The organism is Porphyromonas levii (assembly GCF_018206105.1).
GTDB lineage: Bacteria > Bacteroidota > Bacteroidia > Bacteroidales > Porphyromonadaceae > Porphyromonas_A > Porphyromonas_A levii.
This window is the reverse complement of sequence record NZ_JADRGN010000013.1, coordinates 24,268-43,959: the sequence shown is the minus strand read 5'-3', so window position 1 is coordinate 43,959 and position 19,692 is coordinate 24,268. Positions and strand designations below refer to the sequence as shown.

The following is a 19,692-nucleotide window of genomic DNA, read 5'->3' as shown; positions in this document are numbered from 1 at the left end:
ACACAATATATTAGTAAGAAAAGATTATGGCAAAGTTTGAAAAGATTAAGGGCCTATTGGTGGCTCCCTTTACCCCTTTTACCGCTGATGGTAAGGAGGTAAATGTCAGTGTGATTCCACAGTACGCAGAGCTACTTAGGAAGAATGGTCTCGTAGGGGTATTTATCAATGGTTCTTCTGGCGAAGGGTATATGCTTACGGATGAGGAGCGCATGCAGTTGGCTGAGGCTTGGCACAATGCTACTAAGGCGTGGGATAATTTCAAGGTGATCGTGCATGTGGGTTCTACTTGTGTAAAGAGTAGCCGCAAGCTTGCGGAGCATGCTCAAGCCCTAGGCGTATATGGTATTGGAGCTATGGCACCTCCATTCCCAAAGGTAGGTAGGGTAGAGGAGCTAGCTGCTTACTGTGCTCAGATTGCTGAGGGTGCACCTGAGCTTCCATTCTATTTCTATCATATCCCTGTATTCAATGGGGCTTATCTGAGCATGGTAGACTTCCTGAAGTATGTAGATGGTAAGATTCCTAACTTCGCAGGCATCAAGTACACCTACGAGAGTCTATATGAGTACAACCAGTGCATGCTCTATGAGGGTGGAAAGTTCGATATGCTGCATGGTCAAGACGAGACGATTCTTTCTGGTCTCGTGATGGGTGGTGCCCAAGGGGGTATCAGCGGAACTGCCAACTACAATGGGCGTGGCTTGGTGAGCATTATCGAGGAGTGGAATAAGGGCAATATCGATGAGGCGGTGAAGCATCAGAACTATGCTCAGGACGTTATCAACGTGATTGCTAAGTACCGTGGCAATATTGTAGCTGGTAAGCATATCATGAAGCTCCTAGGGCTAGACCTTGGTCCTAACCGCATCCCATTCCGTACGATAGAGCCAGTGGAGTCGGAGGCAATAAGGAGGGAGCTAGAGGCTATTAAGTTCTTCGACGTTGCGGTTAAGTAAGTTCGTATGATAGACTTCGGAAAACAAGCTCAGCGCTATCGCTCTGAGCTTACGGAGGGTATCCTCCCATTTTGGTTGGAGCACGGTCTGGATCGAGAGTATGGTGGGATGCTTACCTGTCTTGATAGGGATGGCGTCTTGATGGACGAGACTAAGTCGGTATGGTTCCAAGGGCGCTCTGCTTTTACCTTCGCCTATGCCTACAATAATGTAGCACAACGCCCCGAGTACTTGGAGGCGAGCAAGCAAATACTCGACTTTATGGAGCAATACTGCTTCGACCCCAAGGACGGACGTATGTACTTCGAGGTGAAGCGCGATGGTACGCCACTTAGGAAGCGTCGGTATGTGTTCTCGGAGAGCTTCGCAATCATCGCTTGGGCTGAATATGCCAAGGCAACGGGTGATAAGAGCTATGCCGAGAAGGCACTCAATCTATTCTTCAAAGTACAACAGTGGCTGGCTACTCCTGGAATGCTGGAGCCTAAGTATCTACCTTCGCTAGAGGCGGTGGGGCATAGCATTACGATGATTATGCTCAATGTGGCGGTGGTGCTCTCGCAGGTCACCGAGGATGAGCGCCTAGCTAAGCAAGTGGAGGAGAGCTTCCGCCTTATCAAGGACAAGCTCTATCAGCCTAAGTATAATTGCGTACTGGAGATGGTAACTCCTGAGGGAGAGATGATTGATACCCTCAATGGTCGGGTTATCAATCCTGGTCACTGTATCGAGACTGCATGGTTCCTAATGGAGGCGAGTCGCCTAATGCCGAACCTCTCTTGTGCCAAGGAGATGCGTGACTTCTCTACTACGATACTCGATGATGCGTGGAAGTGGGGTTGGGACGAGGTACATGGTGGTATCATCAACTTCCGTGACTGCAAGGGCTTCCCTGCACAAGACTATTCGCAGGATATGAAGTTCTGGTGGCCACAGACCGAAGCACAGATAGCTACCCTTTATGCCTATATCCTTACGGGAGATGAGAAGTATGTAGACTGGTACCAGAAGGTAGATGATTGGGCTTGGAAGCACTTGAAGGATAAGGAGTATCCCGAGTGGTACGGCTATCTGCATCGTGATGGTACTGTGGCTCAGCCTGCCAAGGGAAATATTTTTAAGGGTCCTTTCCATATCCCTCGTATGCTTGTAAAGGCATCGCTCCTGTGTGATGAGATAACTACTCTTAGGAAGTAAACTATGGCAGACGTCAGACACATCAAAGAGAGTAAGTGGTATGCTTGGCTGGTGGTAGTGCTACTGAGTATGGTAGCGCTACTCAACTACCTAGATCGTCAGGTACTCTCTACTATGCGCGAGAGTATCGCTGTGGATATCCAAGCGCTCCAGGATATGGAGAACTTCGGTATGCTTATGGCGGTATTCCTCTGGATCTACGCATTCCTTAGTCCTGTAGCGGGTGGCTTTGCCGACCGTTTTAGTCGTAAATGGATTATTGTAGGGAGCCTAGGGGTATGGAGTGCGATTACCCTAGGCATGGGTTTCTGTACCACCTTTGAGCAGATGCTGGTACTTCGTGCCATTATGGGTGTGAGCGAGGCACTATATATCCCTGCGGGACTGGCTCTTATCACGGAGTATCATACGGGCAAGACTCGTTCGCTTGCTACTGGTATCCACATGATAGGGCTCTATCTAGGACAAGCCTTGGGTGGCTTTGGCGCCACTGTGGCGCACCATCTCAGTTGGCAAGAGACGTTCCACTGGTTCGGTGTTATCGGTGTTGCATATGCCGTGCTGCTCTCAATTGTATTGATGGATAAGCGCACTGTAAGTGGAAAGAAGGCAACTGCGGATGTCGTGGTAGCTAAGGTGCCGGTGATGACTGGGCTGAAGCGACTATTCGGCACGCCAGCCTTTTGGGTTATCCTAGTGATGTTTGCCGCCCCTAGTCTCCCAGGCTGGGCGGTGCGCAACTGGTTGCCCACTCTATTCGCAGAGAATTTGGGCGTGGATATGATGCAGGCTGGACCTATGAGTACCATATCCATTGCGGCAAGCAGTCTGGTGGGCGTCATCATTGGTGGCGTACTGAGCGATAAGTGGGTAATGAGCAACCTCCGTGGGCGTGTATATACAAGTGCGATAGGATTGGCATTTACCATTCCCGCTCTAGTCCTCGTAGGTATCGGTAGTACTACCTTGGCTATCGTGGGTGCAGCACTTTGTTTCGGTATTGGCTATGGTCTATTCGATGCCAATAACATGCCTATCCTTTGTCAGTTTGTACCCGATAGTCTGCGGAGCACGGCATACGGCTTCATGAACTTTGTGGGCGTGCTTGCTGGTGCAGTAGTGACGCAAGTACTCGGTGCTTGGGCACAAGAGGGACACCTTGGCATTGGCTTCGCCGTACTCGCAGGTGTGGTGCTATTGGCACTTATCCTCCAGATTGTATTCCTAAGGCCTAAGGCTATCGATATGACCAATCAGGAGTTTTACCAAAAGTAATACGCTATATATTATACAACAATCGGGGCTATGCTGGATGGTTCAGCATAGCCCCGATTTGTTGTATTGTACCATCTCCGTTGTCCTAACATTGAAATATTATATGATTATTTTTGTCATGCAATATCTTTAGTTATCACAACACTCCAAAAGCCAATGAACGCTTATAATTTTGAAGTTTCAAAAAAATGTCTTACATTCGTTTCTTAGACTTTTGTTCATTATTATTGTACTTACCTAAGTTTTGCTCTTTATGAAAAGAATTATTGCCTCTATTATTGCTATTGATCCCTCTAACCTTGAAGGCGCAAGGGGTATTTAATGTCCAACTGGACTATAAGATGCAAACAAACTTTGGAGGGACGCCCACCTCCTATTGATGACCTTTGAATATAGATACTAAGCCATCACGATTGAGCCCAGACTAAGGGGAAATACTTCTCAAACTCCTGGATCAGGAGGGCGACCTCTTCGGGGGCATGCTCCGTAAGCCCCTCTAGACGATATACCCAACCTAGTGACTTATACTTGTGTACTCCAAAAGTGTGATAAGGAAGCACCTCGACCCTATCAATATTGGTGAAGCCGCTATACTGCTCTCCAATAAGACGGATATCCTCTGGAGAATCATTGTAGCCCGGCACCATCACACAGCGGAGGCGCATGGGAATACCCTGCCGCTCCAAGTATTCTGCCATTCGACGAACATTTATATTGCGTGCTTCGGTGAGGTGTCTGTGCTTGGTCTCGTCCACTGCCTTTACATCTAGTAGCACCATATCTGTGTGCTCAAGTAGCGCTTTGACATCATCATTGAGAAACGAACCATTGGTATCTACCACAATGTGGATGTCGTGTTCCTTGAGTTGCCTGAATAAAGGCAAGAGCTGACGAGCCTGTAGCATCGGTTCGCCTCCTGAAAAGGTAATCCCCCCACGCCGACCAAAGAACGCCTTCTGGCTCAGTGCTAAGTCGAGGATCTCCTGTGGGTCTGTCTCCTTACCCCCTTCAAAAGCTATGGTATCCGGATTGGCACAGAAGGCGCACTTAAAATTGCATCCTTGGAGAAATACGACGAGCCGGAGCCCCGGCCCGTCGAATGTCCCCATAGATTCGTACGAATGTACTCTAATCATGATTGTAGTTATCAACGCATACGCTCATGGAAGCTTCTGGAGATTACCTCTAACTGGTGTTCACGGCTGAGCTGTACAAAATTGACCGCATAGCCCGATACACGGATTGTGAGTTGGGGATAATTCTCCGGGTGCTCCATTGCGTCTTCGAGCATCGCACGATTGAGCACGTTTACGTTGAGGTGGTGCGCTTCTTTAGAGAAGTAACCATCCATCATACTCACAAGGTTTTCTACACGCTCCTCTGCATTAGAACCAAGAGAGTGTGGTACGATACTAAAGGTATTGCTCACTCCATCGAGGGAGTTTTCATAATTGATCTTTGAGACCGAAGAGAGCGACGCAATCGCACCTCTCTGGTCACGTCCGTGCATTGGATTGGCTCCCGGAGCAAAGGCAACGCCTGCGCTACGACCGTCGGGGGTAGCTCCCGTTTTCTTGCCATACATTACGTTGGACGTAATGGTGAGGATAGATAGCGTAGGCTCTGCATTCTTATAGATTGGAAGATCTCTAAGTTGTCCCATGAAAATATCTACAATATTCGTAGCTATACTATCTACACGGTCATCATCATTGCCAAAGCAGGGATATTCGCCCTCTGTGTGAAAGGCTGTCGAGAGACCATCTGCATTGCGCTCTACACGTACTTGTGCGTGCTTGATAGCCGAGAGCGAGTCGGCAACAATCGATAGTCCAGCTGCTCCGTAAGCGAGATTGATTGCGGGATTGGTATCGATAAATGCCATCTGTGCTTTTTCGTAGTAGTACTTATCGTGCATGTAATGGATGATATTCATCGCATCGTTGTACACTCTTGCCACTTCTCTAAGTACAAGGCGATAGTTGCTCATCACCTCCTCGAAGTCCAAGATATCACTCTTAAGTTCTGGAATACAGTCTATTACAACCTTCCCCGTATTTTCACAGCGCCCACCATTGATAGCGAGCAGAAGCGCCTTGGCAAGATTGGCTCGTGCGCCGAAGAATTGGATCTGCTTGCCTATCTCCTGGAAAGAAACACAGCAAGCGATGCCATAGTCGTCAGAACCACGAGTCCCACGCATGAGATCATCATTTTCGTACTGGATACTAGAAGTATCGATAGAGGCCTGAGCGCAGAAGTCTTTGAAGCCCTGAGGAAGATCTTGCGCCCAGAGGACAGTCATGTTGGGCTCGGGACTTGGGCCGAGGTTATAGAGCGTCTGGATAAAGCGGAACGATGTCTTAGTCACCTTGTGACGACCATCCGACAGGCGACCTCCAATAGACTCAGTGACCCAAGTGGGATCGCCGGCAAAGATTTCGTTGTAGCTATTCATGCGGAGATGACGCACCATCCTCAGCTTAATCACAAACTGGTCGATTAACTCTTGAGCAAACTCCTCGGTGATATTACCCTTTTGTAAATCATACTCAATATAAATATCCAAGAAAGATGAGACATTGCCCAATGACATCGCAGCGCCGTCTTGCTCCTTCACCGCTGCTAGATATGCCATATACACCCACTGCACTGCCTCCTGAGCCGACTCTGCCGGGCGAGAAAGGTCAAGTCCATAGATATTGCCCAGCTCCTTTATCGCATAAAGTGCCTTAATCTGCATGCGTACCTCTTCACGTAGCCGCACACGAGCTTCTGTCATCGGGCTGGTAAGCGTAGCCAAGTCTGCTTCCTTCGCTTCAATGAGGCGATCAAGACCGTAGAGCGCAAGCCTACGATAGTCCCCTATCACTCGACCACGAGCATAGTTATCAGGCAGACCTGTCAAGAACCCGAGCGAACGAAACTTGCGAATCTCATCTGTATAGGCATCGAATACTCCCTCATTGTGTGTCTTAGCATAATGAGTGAAGATATCCAACACCTTAGGAGATAGCTCTACCCCATTCTCTTCACAAGCCTTGCGTACAACACTGATGCCTCCGTATGGTTTGATTGAGCGACGTAGCAATTCGTCTGTCTGTAGCCCCACAATCAATTCATCCTCCTTAGAGATATAGCCAGCAGCGTGTGATGTGATGGTAGAGACTGTCTCCGCATCTATAGAACGTACACCATTATTGGCACGCTCCTCCTTGATAGCATCTAGGCATAGCCTCCATATACGCTTAGTCCGTTCCGATGCTCCTGAGAGAAACGATGCATCCCCATCATAAGGGGTCACATTTAGGAGGACAAAGTCCCTCACATTGATCTCGCTATTCCAACGACCTTTCTTAAAATCCATGATATTATACCTTATCTTAAATTCCTTATATCTTTATTTGCAATACAAAGTTATCAAATATAATGTTTAGTTGCAATGCTTGTATGATTAAATATTTGCCATTCGTGCGAATTGCAACAGGTCTACCCTAGAATAGACAAAAAGAACCCCCATCCGATAATCTATCGGATGGGGGTTTCCTATTTACTTACGCCACATCTACTGCGGCTATAAGGGGCTTACCTAAGCCTCTATTTAAATTCAAGACGGAAGGAGCCTGCAGGTTGAGCACCGTCATAGCATAGATTACACTCTGGTCCCACTATAGGATCCCACGCGTAGACTACGTCTGTCGCACCTGAATTAGCAGGAATCGTCACCTCGAGACTGCGCTGATCTTTAGAGATAATGGCAGAGACCTCTATGCGCTCTCCTGAAGTGGTAATGACTTCCAACCCTTTCACTGAGCTACTCCCGTCGGTGGTGGCGAGTCGTCCTTTTGAAGGGACAAAATCAATGCGCCACTTATCTGCTCCAATTCTATTAATCCCCAATGGTATCGGGCTGTCTGCTACAATATTTCTATGGTAATTGTATTGTAATGCCAAGGCAACAAGCCTATTTGCCACCGGGAGCTTCTCTTTTGGGTGTACGTCGTTAGGGTCACCATAATCGTGCGACACGGCGAGGTGTACACCCGGGATTATAGGATCGCTTGCCAACATAGCCTGATGCCACCTAAACCAGGGCCAAGGCGTACGCTCGATAGAACTCAATTGTACCGTGTAAATCGGAAGAGATGTGCCATGGTACCTCCTGAGGTCTTCTACCAATAGTGGAAAGAGACGTGCGTATAGCTCGGCATTTTCTGCATCGCTCTCCCCTTGATACCATAGAGCCCCGGCAAATGGGATCTCACCTAGCTGGACGAGTCCGGCCTCATAGTTGAAAGAGGGATCGTAACTATGCCTTTGGAAAGAATCCTTACTTTTCTCTCCCAAATTGGTCGTAGCACGCTCCCTTGCCCATCGCATCATATAATCAGTACTTCGCCAATTGACAAAAGATCCGTGAAAAAACGGGTCCTCTATCAATCGCTCTCTACTTACCCATGAAAGAAGAGGACTACCTCCCACTGCCAATTGCACTACACCTACAGGTACATCGATTTGCTCCTGCAACTGTCTCCCAAAAGCATAACCTATTCCAGAGAATGACAATGCCTCCTCCTCAGCATCTTTCCCCCATTTACCGTGGTAAAAATCCAATTCGTTAGCACGCTGGAGCACCTCATCACTCCAAACCACATTATCGGTGCGAGCCAATTCCCATAGATGAAAAAGGCGTAGCGGTCGTTGGGCATCAGCACTCTTTGCGAGCTCCTTCCCGCCATTGATATTACCAAGGTGCCACTCCATATTACTTTGCCCGAGGGCGAGCCATACTTCACCCACCAAGATATCCGTAAAGCGGGTAGTCTCTTTGCCATGCTTAATGGTCATCTCATAGCTCTTGTAGCTACCCTTAGGCGTCAAAATAATGACGCTCCACCTACCGTCTTCACCTGAGACCGTGCTTAGCTTCTGCCCATTCCATTCTACTGTAATAGGAGTGCCTGCGTTCGCTATCCCCTCCATCTGTATCGCACTGGACTGCTGCAATACCATACCACTGCCCCAGATGGAAGAGATCCGGAAACCTCCAAAGTCTCCAGTCAAGTGCCGGTACACCGTCTTAGCTAGGAGCTCTGCACCGGCCTTATTAGGGTGCAAAGTTGGGCGGTCTGTAATCAAATCAGGGCGGTGCGCAAATGCCCTATTGAGGTCGATAAAGTGTACATTCCTCGCCTGCACCACCTGCTCAATCTCCTTTTGTAAAAGACTGTGCCACACCTGAGTGCTCGATGTATAGCGTTGATGCCCTGTAAATATTGGGGTCATACTACAGATATAAATCTCGACATCGGGATTGAGGCTACGCACTTGATCAATCAACCAGACATAGTCTTGCCTAAACCGGTCTCTGTAAAAGGGGAAATTGCGAGGATCGGTGTCATTGAGTCCCAAGTGAATGACCGCAATATCGGCAGGGAATGCCATTGCATCTGCATATTGCTGAGTTTTAACATAAGGGTTGTGCCCATTCTTGAGGAGTGTAGCGCCGCTGTGCCCAAAGTTGCGTACCTCATAATCATCACCTAATAATCCCTGAAGCACCGATGGATAACTCTCCGTCTTGGCATCCTTGAGCCCCATCCCCTCGGTGACAGAGTCTCCTATACACGCTACCCTCGTCTTTTTGCTCTGCTGTGCCCAACTCCCTGTGCTACCCAACAGCACAAATAAAGACAAAAACAATGCCTGAATCAATCTCATATCTTTCAAACTAATTATTATCTATTTCAAGCAAAAATACTCATTATAAGTGATTTATTCAAGCCCACATTGAGGTCGTCTATACTTCCGAAGTGATTTCTCTGGATGCTTCAATTTTCTTGTACCGAGCGGGATAGATATATTTGCATGTACAAATAAAAAATTATTCCCAGAGATAACTAAGTCTATCTCTAGGAATAATTCTATCTATAGATTCTCTTTTCGGGAGAGATCGATTAGATGGATTTGTAAGTAATTCCCAAGGCTTCGGCGATACCACTTCTCAGGTCATACTGTGGCTGGAAACCGAGGGATAGGAGGGGAGTGATGTCGCAAAGCCAATTGTGCTGGGCAAGAATCGGATACTTGTCTTGGTTAAACACAAGGGGTTTCCCGATAATCTTTCCGAGCTTATCCCCTATATAACATGCTCGTTTGACCAATCGGAGCGGCACACGCACCTCTCTCACCCGTCGTCCTATGAGTTGAGACACAATCTGTGTGAAGTCTTGGTCGGTATAGTCCCTACCATCACTCAGCAAGTAACGCATTCCATAGCTCTCAGGGTGCTGGAGTAAGAAGCTCACCGCCCTTGCTACATCACGTACATGCACAAAGCTAAGAAGCTGTGGCGTAGTGCCCGATACGAAGCTGAAGCCCCTCTTCATCGTCTGAATGGAGAGGATATAGTCTTGATCCCCTTTGCCATACACTCCTGTCGGGCAGAGGATTACGTGTGGTATCACCGACGCAGCAATGGCCTTCTCCGCTGCCAGTTTGCTCCTTCCATACTCCGTAATAGGCTGTTGGGGGCTATCGCTTCGGAGTGGTTGCTCTGTGAGATTGGGGGCGAAGCTACTCATACTACTCATGTAGAGGAAGCACTTAGGGCGCCGAACCAATGCCTCTAGTGCCCTAAGCAGACGTGTAGTATTGCGATAATTGACCTCCATAAAGGTACTCCGATGGCTGCACTTCGTAACCCCTGCATTGTGCACCACATAGTCGAAGCCCCCAATCTCCTCAAAAGCGCTCTTCATCTGAGCTGTAGAGCCATAGTCTACCTCCACAATCGATTCACTCTCGAGCCCCCTTCGATTACTCTCGCTCCGCACAGCCACCCACACTTCATAGCCACTATCCTTTAGCTCTTGGAGCAGGTAGCGACCTATGAAGCCTGTGGCGCCTGTAAGGAGTAGCCTTGGAGAAGGTGTCATTGGATGATATCTAGTTCCTTAAAGCAGAGTTTTAGAATCTTCACTGCCCGCTCTACTTGTTCTATAGAGTGCGTAGCCATGAGGGCAAAGCGCACGAGGGTATCCTCTGGCGCACAGGCAGGAGGGATAACGGGGTTGATAAATACGCCATTATCGAAAGCGAGCTTCGTGACCGCAAAGGTTTTGTCCACATCCCTTACGTAGAGAGGGATTATAGGTGAAGCCGTGTCGCCAATCTCGAAGCCTTCTTCGCGGAAGCGCTTGAGGGCATAATTGGTCACCGTCCATAGTTGCTCTATCCGTTCGGGCTCTTGCTCTAGTATCTCCACCGCCTTGAGTGCGCAAGCGGTAGCGGCAGGAGATGATGAAGCGGAGAAGATATAGGTACGTGTGGTGTGGCGAAGATAGTTGATGACCGAAGCATCGGCAGTCACAAAGCCTCCGATAGAGGCAAGTGACTTACTGAAAGTCCCCATGATGAGGTCTACATCCTTGGTCACACCGTAATGGTCACAGATACCACGCCCATTGCGCCCGAATACGCCCACTCCGTGCGCTTCGTCTACGAGTAGGGTGGCATTGTACTTATACTTCAGCGCCACAATCTCGGGGAGTGGTGCCAGATCGCCCTCCATAGAGTACACACCATCCACCACGATTAGTTTGAGTGCCTCGGGGTTACACTTCTGTAGCTGACGTTCTAGGTCTTCCATATCGTTGTGCTTAAATCGGATAGACTTCGCACTGGCGAGCCTGCGACCGTCTATGATAGAAGCATGTACACGGCTATCATATAGAATATAATCATTGCGCCCCACGAGCTGAGGGATTACACCCGAATTGACCGTAAAGCCAGTGGCGAGAACAAGTGCATCATCCTTTCCGATAAACTCCGCCATCTTACGCTCCAGAGTATTATGAAGGTCTAGCGTGCCATTGAGGAAGCGAGAGCCCGCACAGCCACTGCCGTACAGCTCCATAGCCATCTGCCCAGCTAGGATTACCTCGGGGTGATTGGTCAGACCCGTGTAGGCATTGGAGCCGAACATCAATACCCTCTTCCCCTGCATGGTCACCTCTGGCTCTTGCTTGCTAGTGGTTTCTCGGAAGTAAGGGTATATGCCCTTCGCCATAAACTCTTGCGGTACACGGTACTGCTCTGTTCGTTCCTGAAGTATGCCCTTAGTCTTTTGTTGTAATGTTGCTTGTAGCTCCATGTCTGTATATAAAAGGATAAAATTACATTCTGCGGGCAAATATAGTAATTATATCCAGTAAATTGCACGTATATGCAGATAAAATCGTGAGTATAATAATATGTATTTTGTTTTAGCCTTTCGATGCAACTAAAATGCGTCCGCAGCGTGTCGGCTGCGAGCGCACAGAGTATTCCTTGAAAAAACTAATAAAATTGCTTTTGCTTTAGAAGTCTTGTCGCCCACCATGAGTAGGCGTTCCAAAATATTTTCCGTCGTTGGAAAGGTAGGTTTCCAACCGTGGAAACTTTTATTTCCGTCGATGGAAACTTATCGTTCCAACCTTGGAAACTTTTGTTTCCATCGACGGAAACTTCGCAATCCCCGGCTGACGATACCTAATTGTTACTTGTTTATCCATGATTTTGCTAACTCAATGTGTCTACTATTTCAGGAGAGGACAGAACTTATAAAGACAAAGCAGCTACACGAATATCAACATCCGCATAGCTGCCTCCAAATTTATTTATCACAATCTAGAGAAATTACTTCGCTCTTATCTTCTCGATACGCCGAAGCGCCTCTTTCGATGCGTTTTGGTGTGCTTTCTTCTTAGAATTACCCACACCCACGGTACACATCTGCCCGGTAGGAAAGTTTATTCTTAGTTCGCAACGGTGGATAAAGCCCTGCTCCTTGGTGAAGTTGGTATCGAGGTGTACAAACTCGTAGTCTACCTTCTCCTTCTGCATCAGGATAATGAGCTCAGTCTTGTAGTCCTCTTCCTTCTTGGCTACCACACGTACATTGTTCTTGGAGACAATCAGGTTGGAACGGACGAACTGAGCCGCAAAGTCGTACCCTTTATCCAAGTACATGGCACCTATTAGAGCCTCCAGAGTGTTGCCCATCACATCTGCGCCCTTGAGTGTGACGCCGCTATCTGCGTAGATGAGCTTATCTAGTCCGAGCTTTGCTGCAGTGGCATTCATATTCTGCCTATTCACGAGATAGGAGCGGATACTCGTGAGTGTCCCCTCGGCTTCATCAGGATAGAGCTCATATAGGGTATGCCCTACTGCTAGGCTCACCACGCTATCGCCAAGGTACTCTAGTCGCTCATTGCTCCGCATACCTCCAGCACCTTCGTACGAACGATGGGTAAGAGCCTGAGAGTATATCTGAGGATTACTTATCTCTGTGCCCATCATCTTCTCCAACGCTATGTGGCGGAGTGTTTTGGGATTCCCCTCTAGTACCTCTTTCTTTCGGAAAGGGGTGGCGAGCTTGCGCACCCTTTTCCGAACTATAGTTAGTATGGCTCTTATGCCCATAGGTGTTGCTTATTCTTCGTACTTCTTGAATATTACAGAAGCGTTGTGGCCGCCAAAGCCAAAGGTGTTGGATAGAGCCACCTTGATAGGACGCTCTTGCTTTACATTGAAGGTGAAGTTGAGCTTATAATCTATTTCTTCATCCTCATCACCATCGGCATGGTTGATAGTTGGTGGAATCACACCGTCCTTGATGGCCATCACGCATGCCATCGCCTCTATGGCTCCAGCTGCTCCTAGGAGGTGACCGGTCATAGACTTGGTACTGCTGATGTTGAGCTTGTAGGCGTGGTCACCAAATACGCTCTTAATAGCTTTCACCTCGCTAATATCGCCAACAGGGGTAGAGGTACCGTGTACATTAATATAGTCTATGTCCTCTACCTTGAGCCCAGCATCATCAAGCGCATTGAGCATCACCAGCTTTGCGCCTAGCCCTTCTGGGTGAGACGCTGTGAGGTGGTAGGCATCGGCAGATAGACCGCTACCAATCATTTCTGCATAGATCTTGGCACCGCGAGCCTTGGCGTGCTCGTACTCCTCAAGCACTAGGGTAACGCCTCCTTCGCCCATCACGAAACCATCACGACTAGCACTGAATGGGCGTGAAGCCGCCTGAGGGTCATCGTTGCGGGTAGAGAGTGCATTCATGGCATTGAAGCCACCTAGACCTGCTATGGTGATAGGCGCTTCGGCACCACCGCTCAGAATCATATCGGCCTTGCCTAGACGAATCAGATTGAACGCATCGATGATGGCATTGGTACTAGACGCACAGGCCGATACTGTAGCGTAGTTAGGACCATGGAAACCATAAGCCATGCTGATCTGACCCGCAGCCATGTCGGCAATCATCTTGGGCACAAAGAAAGGGCTGAAACGAGGACCACGCTCTTCGTTGTAGCCCATGACCTCCTCCTCGAAGGTCTTCATACCACCGACACCGCTGGTGAAGATAACTCCTATGCGGTTCTTATCGGCTTGCTCTAGATCGATACCACAATCCTTGATCGCTTCGTCCGCACTTACTAGGGCGAACATGGTGTAGCGGTCATACTTGCGTGCCTCCTTGCGGTCGAAATGCTTATTGGGGTCGAAGTCCTTTACCTCGCAGGCAAATTGTGTCTTGTGTTTCTCGGTATTCAGCAGGGTGATTGTCCCTGCACCGCTCTTGCCTGCTTTAAGTGCTTCCCAGGTGGTAGGCGCATCGTTGCCTACAGGTGTGATAGCGCCTAGTCCGGTCACTACTACTCTCTTAAGCTCCATATATATCTGTAATGATAATTGTATACTTGTTATCTGAATATCTTTGCTATTTAAGAATAAAAGTGCTCCCAAGGGCGTTATCCCCAGGGAACACTTTTATATAAGCTTACTGCTTACTTGCTAGCAAGAGCCTCCTCGATGTGCTGGATAGCATCACCTACAGTCTGGATATTCTGAGATACCTCGTCCTCGATAGTGATATCAAAAACCTTCTCAAACTCCATGATTAGCTCTACGGTATCAAGTGAGTCAGCACCAAGATCGTTGGTGAAGCTAGCAGCCTCTGTAACCTCACTAGCATCTACGTTTAGCTTGTCTACGATGATCTCCTTTACCTTAGCAGCAATTTCTTGATTTGCCATAGTTAATCTTACTTAGTAGTTATCAATATTCAATCTTATTACTTATCCACAAAAGTAGCTATCTTTGAGCATACATCTCTGTTAACTACGGAGCAAAGATATAAAAAATAATGCACAGGCAATATATGAGTGTGCACATTTAACTTTATTTGAGATGAAGAAGATAGCGATATTTGCCTCAGGAAGTGGATCGAATATGCAGAAAATTGCGGAGTATCTACGTGAGCACCCACAAGCAGGGGTGCAGATAGCTTGCGTAGTGAGTGATCAACCAGAGGCTTATGTACTGGAGCGTGCCAAGAAGCTCGGCATCCCGAGCCACTGCCTTACGCGTGAGGAACTAAGCACCCCTAGCGTGTTCTTGCCCCTCTTGAAGCAATATGGCATAGATGCCATTGTCTTGGCAGGGTACTTGAGACTAATCCCAGAGTTTCTACTAGAGGCTTATCCTCAGAGGATAGTCAATATTCACCCGGCACTCCTCCCTAAGTACGGCGGTAAGGGGATGCATGGGATGCATGTCCATAGGGCTGTGAAAGCAGCTGGGGAAACGGAGTCGGGCATCACTATACACGTGATAGATAAGGAGTATGACCGTGGGACAACTTTATTCCAAGCGAGTATAGTGATAGACCCTATCCACGATACGGCGGAGCAGATTCAGCAGAAGGTAATGAAGCTGGAGCATTGTTACTTCGCTCCTGTGGTGGTTCGGTGGGTCAATGAACTAGGTTGAAGTCCTAGGGAAGTCGGAGGAGGATTAGCTGGTTGGTTCTCTGTGGCAAGTAAGTTGCAAATGAGTTGCAAGGTAGTGTCCTTATCTTTGTGGAAAGATAATATTGATAGGAGGATTTATGAGTGATAAAAACTGTAGTGGCGGCTGTGCTTGTGGCTGTGCTAGTAATAGTACTTGTGGTACGGAGGCTACCCATAATCATGATGAGAGTTCCAAAGGACTAAGGAGAGTCAACGTTTCGGTTGCTATCTTGCTATTGACTGCGCTGGTGTCGTATTTCTTCGAGTGGTGGGGGGTAGAGTGGCTGAAGAGCATTGCTCTAATGATAGCTTTTCTCCCAGTAGGGCTTCCGGTAATGCTCGAAGGGTGGAGCCTGATACGCCACGAGCGGTCTTACTTTAATGAGTGTACCCTAATGGTGGTTGCCTCTGTCGGGGCTTTTGCCATAGGTCAGCACTGTGAAGCTGTCTTGCTGATGCTCTTGTATCAATTGGGTCAGTACCTCGAGGCTAAGGCGGTAGGTAAGGTGCGCCATAACATCTCCGAGCTTGTGGATGTCCGAAACGATATGGTACAGCTCGTAGAGGGAAGCTCAACCCGTGAGATACTTGCTACAGATGCTCGCGTGGGCGATATCCTACGTGTGGCACCTGGTAGACGCGTGTCGCTGGATGGTAGACTACTCAGTGAGGTGGCGGTGCTGGATCAATCGTCCCTCACCGGAGAGAGTATGCTGGTAGAGTTAGAAGCGGGGGAGGAAGTCTTGGCAGGAAGCTTGGTGAGCCGTATGCCGATAGATATTGAGGTGCTTAAGCCGTATGAAGATAGTACCCTAGCTAAGATACTAAAGATGACGGAGGAAGCTGCCGAGCATAAGCCCAAGACTGAGCGTTTCGTCCGCCGATTTGCAAAGGTGTATACTCCCATTGTGTTTGCCTTAGCGGTGCTCGTGGTATTATTGCCTTGGCTTGTACTAGGTTCGGCTTACGAATTCCAGGAATGGCTCTATCGGGGATTGGTCTTTTTGGTTGTCTCTTGCCCTTGTGCCTTGGTGATTAGTGTGCCGCTTAGTTATGTCTGTGGGCTAGGAGCTATGAGCCAGCACGGTCTATTGGTGAAGGGGGCTATTCATCTGGAGGAGCTTAGGAAGGTCGAAGCGGTAGTCTTCGATAAGACTGGTACACTCACCGAGGGACATTTCGAGGTCAAAGACCTCCGACTCCTTGAAGGGGTCTCACGCGAAGAGGCACTAGGTTATCTCCTCGCCCTAGAGGCTCGGAGTACGCACCCAATGGCGATGGCTATTCAGCGATATGCCGAGGGGGTAGAGCCAGCAGAGGTAGCGCAAGTAGAGGAGTTGCCTGGCTTAGGGCTACAGGCGGTAAGTGCGTCGGGCAAACGATTGCTGGTGGGGAGTGACCGTCTACTGGAGCGCCATGACATCAGTACCCATGGGGTAGGGGGTGCAAGCGTAATCTTGCTTGCCATAGATGGACGATTGGTTGCGGAGGTGGTACTCTCCGATGTGCTTAAGCCTAATAGTACCGAGGCGGTAGAGGCTCTGAGGGCGGCAGGCACGACCCATGTCGTGATGCTCTCAGGGGACAAGATGGAAGCCGTAGTAGAGACTGCCCGAATGGTTGGTATTGCCGATGCTAGGGGTGGACTACTGCCAGACGATAAGATGGAGGCAGTGGCGGAGCTACTAGCCGAGCATAAGGTGGCTTTTGTAGGCGACGGGCTCAATGATGCTCCAGTAATGAAGCTGAGTAGTGTGGGTATTGCCATGGGCGGCATGGGTAGCGATGCCACGATAGAGGCTGCCGATGTGATTATCCAGAGCGATGACCCCCTGAAGGTGCCCCAAGCCATAGATATCTCTCGCTATACCCACAAAATTGTAGTGCAAAACATTAGCTTTGCCCTCGGCTTTAAGTTCCTCGTTATGCTACTGGCGGTAGTTGGGTTTGCTTCGCTAACTCTTGCGGTGATTGCCGATGTAGGGGTGACACTCTTCGTGGTGCTCAATGCCCTGAGAGCGCTCGCCTATAAGTCTAAGGTGTAAGGAATGGAGGAGTGCTATGGATAAGGAGAGACTAACAAGATTGCTAGACCACTTTGGCGTGCGTATTACCCCCGTGCGTCATCTCCTCTATAGAGCCTTGGAGGAGGCAAGCACTGCGATGAGTCTGAACGACTTAGAGACGGAGCTGGTAACGGTGGATAAGAGTAGTATCTTTCGCAACCTACAGCTATTCCTTGGGGTGGGATTGATTCATCAGATACAGGATGGTAGTGGAATAGCTAAGTATGCGGTCAATCAGTCGCACGAGCACAGCCACGCACACTTCACGTGCGAGGTGTGTGGCGAGACGATATGCCTCGATGGATTGTCGCTGGATTATAGCCAACTGCTTTTGCCTGAGGGGTACAAGGCAGGTGGCTATACCCTCATTATTAAGGGGGTATGCCCGCATTGCAATAAGAAACAGTGGCGTCTACCTTAGCAATACACTATTTTGGCGATGAGGGGAGAGCATCTCCTTGGGCAGGCTCTTACAGATTTTCTCTACTAAGAAGTCCCTAAGGCGTGTGCGGATAAAGTGAGGGTGCGTGACCATCATAATCTCTCGGGTAGGTACTGGAATAGCGAAGGGACGCACTAGGCGCTTTTGCTCTTGGGAGAGCTGGTCTATTGCCAATTCGGGTATAAAGGTAACTCCTCGCCCTCCTTCTACCATGCGCATAAAAGTCTCTATACTGCCCAGATGATAAGCTCTTTGGCTTGCTGATGCTTCCTTAATCTGGCAGAACCGAACCAGCTGGTCACGGAAACAGTGTCCCTCCTCTAGCAACCACAAAGATTTACCTGCAAGGTCGCTACTTTTGATTCTATTTACCTTGAATAGCTCATCTCGCTCTGAGACGTAGGCAAAATACTGTTCGTAGAATAGCTCTGTGATCCCAAACCCATCTGTAGTCCCGATATCCGCCATGATACCTGCATCTATTTCACCTCTGAGAAGCGCTTCTTTGATACGAGGCGACTTCATCTCCGTTATCCTTATATCCAGCTCGGGGTGCTCTCGCATCATCTGAGGAAAGAAGCGAGGGAGTAGGTAGGGTGCTATGGTAGGTAGGATGCCTATATGAAAGGTGCCTGTGAGAGAGCCTTGCGACTCGCGGACGGTGCCGAGTAGTTTCTCTGACTCGCGTAGAACCACTTCGGCTTGTGCTACTACCGCTTCGCCAATAGGGGTGATACCGAGAGGTGTTTGTTTGCGATCGAAGAGCTTAGCCTCCAGTTCGTCCTCCAGTTTGGAAATCATCGCACTCAGTGTGGGCTGCGTTACGTCGCACTCCTCGGCTGCTCTGCCAAAGTGTCGCGTGCGGGATAGCGCAAGGAGGTATTCTAGTTGTTGTAGTGTCATATCTATCTTTATTTATACAAATATACACCTTTTGCTTATCTCTCCAAAAGGTGCTGTAGACGGGGCTTGCCGTTGGGGTATAGTTTTTATCTATAATGGTATAGCTTCAGTCTGTTGGTAGTCCTAATAAAGAGAGATACCTTTGTGCTGTAATTAATAACATAACTACTATAAAAGAAAGAATTATGGAACAGGAGAAGGTTTATACAATGCCAAGGATTGGTGATAAGGCACCATCATTTCATGCAAAAACTACTCAGGGCGAGATCAACTTCCCTGAAGACTTCCAAGGTAAGTGGAAGATCCTATTTAGCCACCCAGCCGACTTTACACCAGTATGTACTACTGAGTTTATGACCTTCGGCAAGAGGCAGCAGGAGTTTGCCGACCTCAATACTCAGCTTGTAGGTCTTTCTATCGACGGTCTCTATAGTCACATCGCTTGGCTACGTGGCATCAAGGACCTAGAGTTCAATGGGATGAAGGATATCGAGGTAGAGTTCCCTCTCGTAGAGGATATCACCATGGAGATTGCTAAGACCTATGGTATGATTCACCCAAATGAGAATAGCACTCAGGCAAGCCGTGCGGTGTTCTTCATCGACCCACAGGATAAGATCCGTACCATTATCTACTATCCAGCTGCGCTCGGTCGTAACTTCGATGAGATTGTACGTGTACTCAAGGGTCTTCAGGTAGCTGACGAGTTCGGTGTAGCTCTACCAGCAGATTGGCAGCCAGGTGCTGAGGTTATCCAGCCTACTGCAGGCTCTTGCGGTGTAGCTAGAGATCGTATGCAGGGTAAGGAAGCAGACCTTAAGTGCTACGACTGGTACCTATGTACTAAGCAGCTCTCTGAGGAGCAGATTAATAAGGCACTCTATAAGAAATAATTTATACCCACAAGTATAGAGTGTAGGAGGTTATGCAGGCATGCTCTGCATAACCTCCTTTTTCTAGGGCACAAGAAGTAAGCCGTGAGCCGAAGTAAAATAGTA

At 48.6% G+C, this 19,692-nt stretch carries 16 protein-coding genes; 7 read left to right on the top strand and 9 right to left on the bottom strand.

The window, feature by feature from the left end; all coding sequences use genetic code 11:
* Nucleotides 1-26 precede the first annotated feature (26 nt).
* Genes IX315_RS04380 through IX315_RS04370 form a run of 3 tightly spaced genes read left to right on the top strand, consistent with a single transcriptional unit; the run spans nucleotide 27 to nucleotide 3,431 of the window.
* Nucleotides 27-959 (top strand): dihydrodipicolinate synthase family protein, encoded by a 933-nt coding sequence (locus IX315_RS04380; protein ID WP_018358109.1) that lies wholly within the window; start codon nucleotides 27-29, stop codon nucleotides 957-959.
* A 6-nt stretch (nucleotides 960-965) separates the two neighbouring features.
* The gene (locus tag IX315_RS04375) at nucleotides 966-2,156 is read left to right on the top strand and encodes an AGE family epimerase/isomerase (protein WP_018358108.1); all 1,191 of its coding nucleotides are present in this window, start codon (nucleotides 966-968) and stop codon (nucleotides 2,154-2,156) included.
* Between the two features lie 21 nt (nucleotides 2,157-2,177).
* Nucleotides 2,178-3,431 carry an MFS transporter gene (locus tag IX315_RS04370; RefSeq protein ID WP_026215616.1) on the top strand — a complete coding sequence of 418 codons (1,254 nt, stop codon included), beginning with the start codon at nucleotides 2,178-2,180 and terminating at the stop codon, nucleotides 3,429-3,431.
* Nucleotides 3,432-3,838: 407 nt separating this feature from the next.
* Here the strand turns inward: IX315_RS04370 and pflA are convergent, their stop codons facing one another.
* From pflA to IX315_RS04330, 8 genes are all read right to left on the bottom strand, one after another.
* Nucleotides 3,839-4,567, bottom strand: a complete 729-nt coding sequence (pflA, locus tag IX315_RS04365) for a pyruvate formate-lyase-activating protein (RefSeq protein ID WP_026215615.1) — start codon at nucleotides 4,565-4,567, stop codon at nucleotides 3,839-3,841.
* An 11-nt stretch (nucleotides 4,568-4,578) separates the two neighbouring features.
* Complete coding sequence (gene pflB / locus IX315_RS04360; RefSeq protein WP_018358105.1) at nucleotides 4,579-6,798, bottom strand: formate C-acetyltransferase; 2,220 nt, start codon at nucleotides 6,796-6,798, stop codon at nucleotides 4,579-4,581.
* A gap of 230 nt (nucleotides 6,799-7,028) precedes the next feature.
* Nucleotides 7,029-9,152 carry a GDSL-type esterase/lipase family protein gene (locus tag IX315_RS04355; protein WP_211837213.1) on the bottom strand — a complete coding sequence of 708 codons (2,124 nt, stop codon included), beginning with the start codon at nucleotides 9,150-9,152 and terminating at the stop codon, nucleotides 7,029-7,031.
* A 236-nt stretch (nucleotides 9,153-9,388) separates the two neighbouring features.
* Nucleotides 9,389-10,369, bottom strand: a complete 981-nt coding sequence (locus tag IX315_RS04350) for an NAD-dependent epimerase/dehydratase family protein (protein ID WP_211837212.1) — start codon at nucleotides 10,367-10,369, stop codon at nucleotides 9,389-9,391.
* The gene (gene spt, locus IX315_RS04345; protein ID WP_018358102.1) at nucleotides 10,366-11,586 is read right to left on the bottom strand and encodes a serine palmitoyltransferase; all 1,221 of its coding nucleotides are present in this window, start codon (nucleotides 11,584-11,586) and stop codon (nucleotides 10,366-10,368) included. Before spt ends, IX315_RS04350 begins: the two co-directional genes overlap by 4 nt.
* Nucleotides 11,587-12,110: 524 nt before the next feature.
* The gene (locus IX315_RS04340; protein WP_018358101.1) at nucleotides 12,111-12,899 is read right to left on the bottom strand and encodes a ribonuclease III family protein; all 789 of its coding nucleotides are present in this window, start codon (nucleotides 12,897-12,899) and stop codon (nucleotides 12,111-12,113) included.
* Nucleotides 12,900-12,908: 9 nt separating this feature from the next.
* On the bottom strand, nucleotides 12,909-14,165 hold the full coding sequence (gene fabF, locus IX315_RS04335; RefSeq protein WP_018358100.1) for a beta-ketoacyl-ACP synthase II: 1,257 nt from the start codon (nucleotides 14,163-14,165) through the stop codon (nucleotides 12,909-12,911).
* 113 nt (nucleotides 14,166-14,278) lie between these two features.
* Nucleotides 14,279-14,527, bottom strand: a complete 249-nt coding sequence (locus tag IX315_RS04330) for an acyl carrier protein (RefSeq protein ID WP_018358099.1) — start codon at nucleotides 14,525-14,527, stop codon at nucleotides 14,279-14,281.
* A gap of 154 nt (nucleotides 14,528-14,681) precedes the next feature.
* On the opposite strand from IX315_RS04330, the gene purN reads away from it, so the two are divergent.
* The 3 genes from purN (at nucleotide 14,682) to IX315_RS04315 (ending at nucleotide 17,770) form a co-directional block, all read left to right on the top strand.
* Nucleotides 14,682-15,263 (top strand): phosphoribosylglycinamide formyltransferase, encoded by a 582-nt coding sequence (gene purN, locus IX315_RS04325; RefSeq protein ID WP_018358098.1) that lies wholly within the window; start codon nucleotides 14,682-14,684, stop codon nucleotides 15,261-15,263.
* Between the two features lie 118 nt (nucleotides 15,264-15,381).
* Nucleotides 15,382-17,328: a heavy metal translocating P-type ATPase gene (locus tag IX315_RS04320; protein ID WP_211833277.1), complete on the top strand. Its 1,947-nt coding sequence runs from the start codon at nucleotides 15,382-15,384 to the stop codon at nucleotides 17,326-17,328.
* A 16-nt stretch (nucleotides 17,329-17,344) separates the two neighbouring features.
* Nucleotides 17,345-17,770 carry a Fur family transcriptional regulator gene (locus tag IX315_RS04315; protein ID WP_018358096.1) on the top strand — a complete coding sequence of 142 codons (426 nt, stop codon included), beginning with the start codon at nucleotides 17,345-17,347 and terminating at the stop codon, nucleotides 17,768-17,770.
* Here IX315_RS04315 and IX315_RS04310 read toward each other — a convergent pair.
* Nucleotides 17,762-18,694, bottom strand: a complete 933-nt coding sequence (locus IX315_RS04310) for a hydrogen peroxide-inducible genes activator (protein WP_211639768.1) — start codon at nucleotides 18,692-18,694, stop codon at nucleotides 17,762-17,764. The genes IX315_RS04315 and IX315_RS04310 overlap by 9 nt on opposite strands.
* Before the next feature lie 185 nt (nucleotides 18,695-18,879).
* Here IX315_RS04310 and IX315_RS04305 point away from each other — a divergent pair, with 185 nt between their 5' ends.
* Nucleotides 18,880-19,587: a peroxiredoxin gene (locus IX315_RS04305; protein WP_018358094.1), complete on the top strand. Its 708-nt coding sequence runs from the start codon at nucleotides 18,880-18,882 to the stop codon at nucleotides 19,585-19,587.
* Nucleotides 19,588-19,692 lie beyond the last annotated feature (105 nt).

What these genes read in the sequence shown, in the direction of transcription:
- IX315_RS04380 (WP_018358109.1), top strand. Translation starts at nt 27, where the DNA reads ATGGCAAAGTTTGAAAAGATTAAGGGCCTATTGGTGGCTCCCTTTACC.
- IX315_RS04375 (WP_018358108.1), top strand. Translation starts at nt 966, where the DNA reads ATGATAGACTTCGGAAAACAAGCTCAGCGCTATCGCTCTGAGCTTACG.
- pflA (WP_026215615.1), bottom strand. Translation starts at nt 4,567, where the DNA reads ATGATTAGAGTACATTCGTACGAATCTATGGGGACATTCGACGGGCCG.
- pflB (WP_018358105.1), bottom strand. Translation starts at nt 6,798, where the DNA reads ATGGATTTTAAGAAAGGTCGTTGGAATAGCGAGATCAATGTGAGGGAC.
- IX315_RS04355 (WP_211837213.1), bottom strand. Translation starts at nt 9,152, where the DNA reads ATGAGATTGATTCAGGCATTGTTTTTGTCTTTATTTGTGCTGTTGGGT.
- IX315_RS04350 (WP_211837212.1), bottom strand. Translation starts at nt 10,369, where the DNA reads ATGACACCTTCTCCAAGGCTACTCCTTACAGGCGCCACAGGCTTCATA.
- spt (WP_018358102.1), bottom strand. Translation starts at nt 11,586, where the DNA reads ATGGAGCTACAAGCAACATTACAACAAAAGACTAAGGGCATACTTCAG.
- IX315_RS04340 (WP_018358101.1), bottom strand. Translation starts at nt 12,899, where the DNA reads ATGGGCATAAGAGCCATACTAACTATAGTTCGGAAAAGGGTGCGCAAG.
- fabF (WP_018358100.1), bottom strand. Translation starts at nt 14,165, where the DNA reads ATGGAGCTTAAGAGAGTAGTAGTGACCGGACTAGGCGCTATCACACCT.
- IX315_RS04330 (WP_018358099.1), bottom strand. Translation starts at nt 14,527, where the DNA reads ATGGCAAATCAAGAAATTGCTGCTAAGGTAAAGGAGATCATCGTAGAC.
- purN (WP_018358098.1), top strand. Translation starts at nt 14,682, where the DNA reads ATGAAGAAGATAGCGATATTTGCCTCAGGAAGTGGATCGAATATGCAG.
- IX315_RS04320 (WP_211833277.1), top strand. Translation starts at nt 15,382, where the DNA reads ATGAGTGATAAAAACTGTAGTGGCGGCTGTGCTTGTGGCTGTGCTAGT.
- IX315_RS04315 (WP_018358096.1), top strand. Translation starts at nt 17,345, where the DNA reads ATGGATAAGGAGAGACTAACAAGATTGCTAGACCACTTTGGCGTGCGT.
- IX315_RS04310 (WP_211639768.1), bottom strand. Translation starts at nt 18,694, where the DNA reads ATGACACTACAACAACTAGAATACCTCCTTGCGCTATCCCGCACGCGA.
- IX315_RS04305 (WP_018358094.1), top strand. Translation starts at nt 18,880, where the DNA reads ATGGAACAGGAGAAGGTTTATACAATGCCAAGGATTGGTGATAAGGCA.